We start from the raw sequence: 7,999 nt of genomic DNA on the forward strand, positions 1-7,999 counted from the left end.
ACGGACTACGCTGCCGCGCCGCTGATTAGCTGCTGACAGTTTCCTGTGGGCGCAGTTTCCGCAGTTCATGTGGGTTTTTTCGAGAAGACCCGCGGGGTCGTAACGCCGGTCAGAAAGTTGCCGAGACGCCCGACTTTCCTCAACGTGACATGTAAAAAACCGCCGCCTCGGCGGTGCCCGCGCCCAGGGTTGCCGGCGCCGAGAGCCGCGACCAGCCACCTCTGATGGCCTGGCAGCCCGGGCCGCGGTCGGGCCGGGCATCCACCGACGCCGGATTACGCGCTACCCGGCGGGCACCGGAACCGATTTACGCGGGCTTATTCTCGGCGACTGCCGCACTGAGGCCCTCGGCGAGGTCCTCCTGCGTCAATTCCCTGAACCGCAGGAGCTGCCGCTCGCTGAACTCGGTGACGTCGCTGGCCAGCACCGCATCCAGGTCCTCGTCGTCCAGGCGGAAGCTGCGGTGGTCGCGGGCCTTCTCCACCACGTTGCGCACGAAACCGGCATTGCCGAGCGTATCGATGCCGCGGATCAAGTCCCCGTCTTCGGAGTAGCTCTCGTCGAGATAAAACCTGGTGTACGAAGGCAACAGCGATTGGGCCGCTTCCTCGGTGATGACGTCCTCATTTTCCTGGCCCATCAACCGGGTCAGCGCCACCAGCTCGTCCGGCGTATAGCTGAAGAACTCGATCACGGTCGAAAACCGCCGCCGCAGACCCTGATTCACGTCGAGCATCTTTTCCATCGCCTTGGCGTAGCCCGCACCGAAGACCACCAGTTCGTCACGGTGGTTCTCCATGTACAACAGCAGCGTGTTGATGATCGCGTTGCCGTACGGGTCACCCTGCTGGTAACCCTTCTCGTGCAACGTGTGCATCTCGTCGAAGAACACCGCGCCGCCCAGAGCCTCCTCGAGCATCTCCTCGGTGTTCTTCTCCGCGTCGGCCATGTATCGGCCCAACAGCTTGGTCCGGCTGGTCTCCACCACCACCGGCTTGCGCAGCACCGTCAAGCCGCACAACTGCTTGGCGAAGGCCCGCGCCACCGAGGTCTTACCGGTGCCGGGCGGCCCCAGCAGCAGGGTGTGGCGCGACGTCACCGGCACCGGGAGGCCCATCTTGGCGCGCGCCAGGTTCACCTTCGTCGTCGCCTTGATGAGTTTGATCTCCCGCTTGGCGCGTTCCATGCCCAGCATCGCGTTGAGCTCCGCGTCACCCTCGGCGAGATACCGGGCGGCCTCCTCGGCGTGGCGCGCGGCCTCCACCTCCGCCCGGGTCGGCGCGCTGTCCGCATCCCACGGATCAGTCCGCGCCTCAATGGTTTCCGGGTCCGTCAGCACGAGTCGATAGTTCGGGTTGTCCAGCGCTTCACGGGCCGGACTGAACTTCGGATCCCGAGAGTACACCCGCCGCAGCAGTTCGACGGCCTCTTCCTCGCGTCCCAGGTGTCGCAAGCACATGCCCTGCGTATAGAGGGCGATGTTGGCCGCGCCCGGCACCCGGTCACCCTCGACGGCGTCCCGGCCACGCCGCAGCGCCTCCTCGAAGACGCCGAGCGACGCCAACGCCGTGGTTGCCATCGCCGCGCCGGCCGCCTTCAGCTCGGGCTGGCGCCAGACCTTGCCCTCCGGGAACTGATTGAGCACCTCCGGCCACCGCCCGGTCCGGAAATACAGCACGCCCCGCACGTAGTCGACCAGTTCCTGCTCGAACGGCTGGCGGGGTTCGATCCCGTCGAGCAGCTCCGAGGCCTCCTCGTAGCGCTTGGCCTCGGCGAGTACAGCCGCGTAAGCGCATGCGAGTGATTCCACGCTGGTGACCGCAAGCTGCAGGAACAAACCGTCGGAAACCTGGGGACGGAACTGCAGGTCGGTGACCCCGAGCCGGCGGGTCTCCCACCCGAAGGTCCGGACCGACGCCCACGCGCCGGCGAGTACCTCGATGCTGCGCTCCCCCGCGAGCAAGCGCGCCAGCCAGGCGTCGCACATCCCGGGGTCCAGGTTGGTGGCCGTGGTGAACATCTGCGACGCCACCTGCGGGTTGTGGCTCGGCTGTAGCCCGTTGACCGATATCCCGGATGCCAACAGGCCGGCGACCATCGCATTGCGGGCGCCTTCAGCCGTCGATTGCGGCCGCGTCATTGCGCTACAGGCACGCCCGCCGGGCTCCCTTGCAGCTGGCCGACCGACAGCACCAGGTCGTCTTCGTCGTCACGCAAGCCGCGGCTCGGCACGACAAGCCGGTCGCGTGTGGCCGGCGCCGGCAAACTGGCGCGTACCGCCGCCAGCTGGCGTCCGGTGAGGCGGTTGAGGCCGGCAGACACGTCGCGGGGCAGCCGCTTCTCGCTGTGGTAGCGGACCCAGGCCGACATCTGGGGCCGGCCCGCGCGAGCGGTCAGCCGGACGGTCAGCACGGTGGCCACGGTATCCGCCTGCCACAGCTCGTCGAGCGTGTCGGTGGAGATGTCTGCCGGCGTCACCCAGAAGCTGGTGGTGAAGCCGTTGAAATGCTTGAGGTGGCGCCAGCCCGGCCGGCTCCAGGTCGGCTCCAGGTCGGCCAGCACCGCGCGATCCACCTCGGTGATCTCCTCGGCGGTCAATGGCCGTGCGGCACAAGTGAGTCCGTCGAGATCCTGGGCAAGCCGCTCGGTGGCCGCCACAAACGTCGACGCCAGCGAATCACGGACGGCCACCGCGGCGATGTTGCGCTGCGGGTTCATCCGCAGCACCAGCCAGGTCCGGCGGACATACGAGGTGGGCTCCCCGTTGGCCACCTCCCACTTCTCCGGACCCCAGTCGTCGAGCTTCGACAACTCGGCGGCATTGCCGCCGCGGCGCACCTTCACCGACACGATGTCGATGTCATCGAGGTGAATGTCGAACTGCCGCAAGCCATCCGCGACGGCCTGCACCATCAAGGTGGGCGGCGACGTCCGGTGCCGGTGCCGCGACGACGGGTCATCGTCGCCACCGTTGACCGCGATCACCGTCACCAGCTGGCCGTCGTACTCGCGCACGCCGACCTTGTCGCGCCCAAATCGGCGCTGGTAGTCGAGCGCCGGAGTGCAGCCGGCGCCCAGCGCGGTGCCCGGATCGGCCGACCAATCCCACAGCCAGGTCGCCAATCCCGATGTCACCGTGATGCCGTGATAGGTCACCAACGACAACAGCGCGATCAACGCCGCGAGGCCGACACCCACCCAGAACGCGATGCGATAGGTGCCCTGCCAGGACTCTGGGCAATGGCTGGCGACCACCAGGATGGCGATGTCCACCAGGAACACCGCCGTGACCCGTGGCCACGACAAAGACAACCCGAACCTGCGCTGAGCTTTCATGACTGTTGCTGCTCCGCCCTCATTGCTGCTTCCGCGATCGCTTCATCAGCATCGCCGTACCGAACACGCCCCCACCGATAAGTAACGCCCCGAGCAGGCCTCCGCCGGCCACCCACACCGGCACCATATCGCGGGGTGGGGCGGGCTTGGGGATGTTCAGCGGCGCCGAAAGTTGCTGCGGCGGCTTCAACGGCCCCTCGGGCACGTCCCACGTCAGCGCCGCCACCGGGTCGACGACGCCGTGGCCGATCTGGTTGTCCACGCCGCGCGCCGGTGCGCGGGCGGTGCGGGTCAGCCGGTTGATGACCTGGTAAGCCGACAGCTCGGGGAACTTGGCGCGAACAAGCGCGGCAACACCGGACACGATCGCGGCCGAGAAGCTGGTGCCGGACGGAACCAGCAGCGTGTTGTCCGGTCCGTCAATCGCGTTGATCACGCCGTCGTCGCGGGGGGATAGCCCGACGACGTCGGTGCCGGGTGCGGCGATGCCCACCCACGGACCGGCCACGCTCGTCGATGCCTGCCCCTGGTTGCCCTGGGTCAACGGCCGGCCGTCTTCGTCGACCGCCCCTACCGTCAGCACGTAGTCGCTGAACCAGGACGGCGTCACGACCGTGGTGACGGAGCGCCAGTTGCGAGGGTCGTTGGGCTGCAAGGGATCGTGCGGCGGGTTCTGCTTGCAGTCCTTCTTGCTGGTGTCGCCGGCCGCGGCCACGATGACGGCGTTCTTGTCGACCGCCGCGTAGCGCACGGCGGCGCCCAGCGCGCGCTGGTCGATGATGTTGCGGGCGCTCATGCAGGTCACGTCCGAAATGTTGATCACCTGCGCGCCCATGTTGGCGGCGTGCACGATCGCGCGCGCCATCGTCTGCACGTCGTCGACCTTCGCGCGGGTCTGCGGGTCCTCGTCGCCGGTGTAGGCGTCCTTGAGGCCGAAGGCCTGGCTGGACTGGCGGATCGCGATGATGTCCACGTCGGGGGCGATACCGCTGAATGCGTCGGGACCGGCCGCGGGTGCCGGCGGCGGGGGCGGCGGGGGCGGCGGCGGATCGAGCGGCCGCGGGTTGTCAACGCGGACCACATGCGCGCCACCGGAATAGCTCGGGATCGTCACGGTGCCGCCCGTGTGGCTGCCCGCCGGCGCCTGGCCGGCCGGCGGCGGTCCCGGAGGCGGCCCCGCCGGTTGCTGCGGCGGCGCCGGGGCCGGTGGCGGCGCCCCGAAGGGGCCCGGTGGGGGCTCCTCGGTCGGCGGGACCATCGTCACGGTCTGCGGCAGGGGGGACAGCGTCACCGTCTGGGGCGGCGGCGCTTTCGGCGGCGGTTCGGTGGTGGGAATGGTGACCGGCCGGCGCGGCGCCGCCGGTGGCACCCCCGCGCCGTTGGCCGGGGCGGCACCGATCATCGAGGCCACGATGGTGCCGTGCGCGTCGCAGTCCGACAGCCCGTCGCCGCCCATGACGTAATCACCGCCGGGGATCAGGTGCGGAAACCTGGGGTGCGGGCTCACACCGGTGTCGATAACGGCCACCTTCACGCCGGCACCGCGGCCGAACTGCCATGCCTCCTGCAAGTTCAGCATGTCCATGTACTTGGGCTGCAGCCGGAAGTCCGTGCCGGGCAAGACTCCGACCTCGGTGCAGTATGAGTTCTGCTTCATCGGCGCCGGCGGGCCGGGCGGACCGTCGGGCGGCACCGCCCCCGGGTCGATCGTCGGCGGCGAAATCGCATAAGCGGGCGGTAAGCCGGCCAATGCTCCTGAGGCGAGCAAGATGGCGGCGAGGGCGGCAGCGGATGCGCGCCCTCGCCACACCTTGCTGCTACCGGTAGCGGATCGCTGCATAGACATTCATCAACCACAATGCCAGCGGGAAGATCGGCATCAGGCAGAGGTATTCGATCCATTCCACGAACTTGCGGAACAGCGGGCTGTAGATCGTGTTGGGCACCACGGCCGCGGAGGTGAGCCCCGCCGCCGGCAGCAGAACCAGGATCGCCGCACTGATCGACACGGCCAGGGGCGACTGCAACACGAGCGCGTACCGCGCCACCACTGCGCCGACGATGAGGACGGCGGTGACGGCGAGGGTGATCGCCTGCCAGCGGTCGACATAGGAGCGCCCGCGCAGCATCAGGAACCCGGCGCTGAAGCCGGCCAACAGCAGCGGCAGCCAGCGTTGACCGGTGTGCGGATCCGACAACGCCGTCAGCGAGACGATCATCAACACGCCCAGACCGATCAGCAGGCCCGACAGGAAGGAACGGGCGCGTTCGGCCTGCACCAGGACGTCGCGGACGGACGCGGGGCCCTCGAGGACCGGGGCGCCACCGTCCGAGCGAACCACGGTGGTGGGCAGGTCGGGCCTGGCCTCGAACACCCACCGGCTGGTCGCCGAGGGGAACACCGGCAGACGGATGCCGGCCAACCGCCGCGAAAGCGCCGGCGCGGTGTGGTAAACGAGCACGCACACCAGGACGACACTGGTCAGAAGTGTCACGGCGCTGGCCATCGCGACCATTCGCGCCAGGGCCGCGATCGCCGTGACCAGGCTGACTGTGATGAGCGCGGTGTACAGCGCCAGCCGGCGCCCGGTGAAGCGCACGGCGAGCATCGCGGCGATGGTGAGCACACCGAAGCCCAAGACCGCGTGCGGGGAACCCACTCCCCCGGGAGGAGCCGCCGCGGCGGCGACCGTGAGGGGCGCCAAGCCGCTCAGCAGGATGATGTCGCCGATCCGGCGATCCTGGTCGGTGCGCGCCCGCATCAGCAGCATCAACGAGACGCCGAGGACCACCGCGGCGATCACCGCGGAGTAGGCCGTCGGCAGCCAGGAGTTGTGGTGCCAGCGGTACCAGAGCAGCAAGCCAGAGGCAGCGGTGACGCCTGCCGCCACCATCGACGCCCCGACCTGGACCGCAACCACCGGATCGATCGCCGCGAACCGCTTGCTCAGGTCCGCCGCCACCGCGGTGGAGATGTGCTCGATGACCTGCGAGCGATGCTCGGTGTCCTGGATGAACCGGATCCACAGCCGGTCACCGTCGTAGACGTCCTGTTCGGTCAGGGACTGGGTCGCCCGCAGCGGCGTGCCGTCGACCAGGCAGAGGGCCCACCTGCCGCGACCCTTGGCCTCCAACGGGGTCTCGCCGAGCTCCCTGAGCCGGCTGTTGACCACCTTCAGCAGCGGCTCGGTCATTACCGACACCGGGGCGTTGGCGTCCAGCAGGACACCGATCTGTACGCCCGCGCCGGCCATGACGCCGACCACGACCGCCCGAGGCTGCGAAACTCCCTCAATGTCAGGCTGTAGCGCTTCAACTACCGCAGTCATCGCCCTGAACCCCTTACCGTCGTGAACGTGTTGCCCCGCGCCGCCAGCCGGGCGGCGGGCTGCGCCGGTCCGCTTTCCGAGGCGCTACGGCTCTCGGGAAAGTGCAGCTCGACTATTCCGAATTCCATCTACCCCGCCTTGCGATTAATAGCTTCGGTGACGCTGGTTCGAGATTTGCTGAATCCCTTAGAGAAGTATGCCGTGTTGGTATCTCAACCGCATGTTGAGTGCAAAGACATTGGTGAACTTTGTGTTTCGGGGAATGTCAGACCCTGCTGTGGGTTTTCCACTCGCCGTAGGGAAGCGTGTCCAGCACGGTCTTGACGCCGACCTGTACCAACTGGGGGGTCGCCGGGCAAATGGCCAGCCAGGCCTCCCCCGACCCGGCCGTCCGCGCCTGTTGGTAGAGCGCGATACGGCCACCGGAACCGTCTTTGAGCGAAAGCACCGAGGCGCTGGGCCCCTTGGCGTCGTCCCGATACTGACGCGCGTACACCGCGGCCTCGGCCGCCGGGTCGGAGAGCGCTTGTCCCAGCGCGGCCACGGTGGCGGCGCTGATGCCCATTCGCCGCAGGTCACCGCCGGAGAACACGTTGAAGCCCGACTCCTGCCACGACTTCGTCGCTTCCAGCATCTCTTCCAGTGGCACGTTCACCGCGTTGATCGCCGCCGGCTCTGCGTGGTGGATCGATTCCAGCGCGTCCAAGACCAAAGACGCGATCGACGCACTGTCGGCGACGGCGACGTCGTCGACAGTGATGTCGCTGCCGACCCGTACCGCGGACACCCAGTGCTGGCCGCGGCGCGCCAGGACCACCCGAAACTCGTTGTCGGGGATGTCGCGCGACCCGGGTGGCTGGTTCTCATCGTCGACCACGCCGTAGAGCAGCTTGCCCCGCGAAAGCAGGGCGATGACCTCGAGGTCCGGCGCGGCGAGCACCCTCATCCGAGCGGCCACATGCTCATTCACCTGGTCGTTTTCGACGATGCCCTGCTCGCGCATCACCGCCATGCCGGGATGCTCGTTGAGCCAGTCGCTCGAGTCGGTCGAAACATATGGCCGGCACCGTAACTCCGGGGCGACGTGCCGAATGTCCAGAAGGGCCTGGAGCATCCAGAAACCGTCGACGTTAACGGTGATGTCGGTGCGCGCGGTCTGTTGGTCCATCAATACCTCAAGGGTTCAAAGTGCACGATAACCGCAGGACGCGGCAGCACACCCATGGGTGGTGTGCTGCCGCGCCTGAAGTTGGGATTAGGCCCAGCTGGACCCAACGGCGCTGTCGGTGCTGGCCATGTTGCTGCCGGCGCTTTGCACCTTCTGCCCGTGGGCG

At 68.1% G+C, this 7,999-nt stretch carries 6 protein-coding genes and 1 pseudogene; all 7 read right to left on the bottom strand.

Annotated features, from left to right (window positions below):
• Positions 1-307 precede the first annotated feature (307 nt).
• Positions 308-2,140 (bottom strand): type VII secretion AAA-ATPase EccA, encoded by a 1,833-nt coding sequence (eccA, locus tag AWC03_RS05815; protein ID WP_085239579.1) that lies wholly within the window; start codon positions 2,138-2,140, stop codon positions 308-310.
• On the bottom strand, positions 2,137-3,336 hold the full coding sequence (eccE, locus tag AWC03_RS05820) for a type VII secretion protein EccE (protein ID WP_085239580.1): 1,200 nt from the start codon (positions 3,334-3,336) through the stop codon (positions 2,137-2,139). The genes eccA and eccE overlap by 4 nt, the downstream gene beginning before the upstream one ends.
• 19 nt (positions 3,337-3,355) lie before the next feature.
• Positions 3,356-5,176 (bottom strand): type VII secretion-associated serine protease mycosin, encoded by a 1,821-nt coding sequence (locus AWC03_RS05825; protein ID WP_085239581.1) that lies wholly within the window; start codon positions 5,174-5,176, stop codon positions 3,356-3,358.
• Entirely contained in the window at positions 5,154-6,665 is a 1,512-nt protein-coding gene (gene eccD, locus AWC03_RS05830; RefSeq protein WP_062899480.1) for a type VII secretion integral membrane protein EccD, read from the bottom strand. Before eccD ends, AWC03_RS05825 begins: the two co-directional genes overlap by 23 nt.
• Positions 6,662-6,793: a hypothetical protein gene (locus AWC03_RS28085; protein ID WP_276328772.1), complete on the bottom strand. Its 132-nt coding sequence runs from the start codon at positions 6,791-6,793 to the stop codon at positions 6,662-6,664. Before AWC03_RS28085 ends, eccD begins: the two co-directional genes overlap by 4 nt.
• Before the next feature lie 137 nt (positions 6,794-6,930).
• Positions 6,931-7,833 carry an ESX secretion-associated protein EspG gene (locus AWC03_RS05835; protein WP_062899479.1) on the bottom strand — a complete coding sequence of 301 codons (903 nt, stop codon included), beginning with the start codon at positions 7,831-7,833 and terminating at the stop codon, positions 6,931-6,933.
• 87 nt (positions 7,834-7,920) lie between these two features.
• Positions 7,921-7,999, bottom strand: a pseudogene (locus AWC03_RS26770) (type VII secretion protein EsxI); the annotation flags it as partial.

The sequence above is a fragment of the Mycobacterium europaeum genome (assembly GCF_002102155.1).
GTDB lineage: Bacteria > Actinomycetota > Actinomycetes > Mycobacteriales > Mycobacteriaceae > Mycobacterium > Mycobacterium europaeum.

What these genes read in the sequence shown, in the direction of transcription:
- AWC03_RS05835 (WP_062899479.1), bottom strand. Translation starts at nt 7,833, where the DNA reads ATGGACCAACAGACCGCGCGCACCGACATCACCGTTAACGTCGACGGT.
- eccA (WP_085239579.1), bottom strand. Translation starts at nt 2,140, where the DNA reads ATGACGCGGCCGCAATCGACGGCTGAAGGCGCCCGCAATGCGATGGTC.
- AWC03_RS05825 (WP_085239581.1), bottom strand. Translation starts at nt 5,176, where the DNA reads ATGCAGCGATCCGCTACCGGTAGCAGCAAGGTGTGGCGAGGGCGCGCA.
- AWC03_RS28085 (WP_276328772.1), bottom strand. Translation starts at nt 6,793, where the DNA reads ATGGAATTCGGAATAGTCGAGCTGCACTTTCCCGAGAGCCGTAGCGCC.
- eccD (WP_062899480.1), bottom strand. Translation starts at nt 6,665, where the DNA reads ATGACTGCGGTAGTTGAAGCGCTACAGCCTGACATTGAGGGAGTTTCG.
- eccE (WP_085239580.1), bottom strand. Translation starts at nt 3,336, where the DNA reads ATGAAAGCTCAGCGCAGGTTCGGGTTGTCTTTGTCGTGGCCACGGGTC.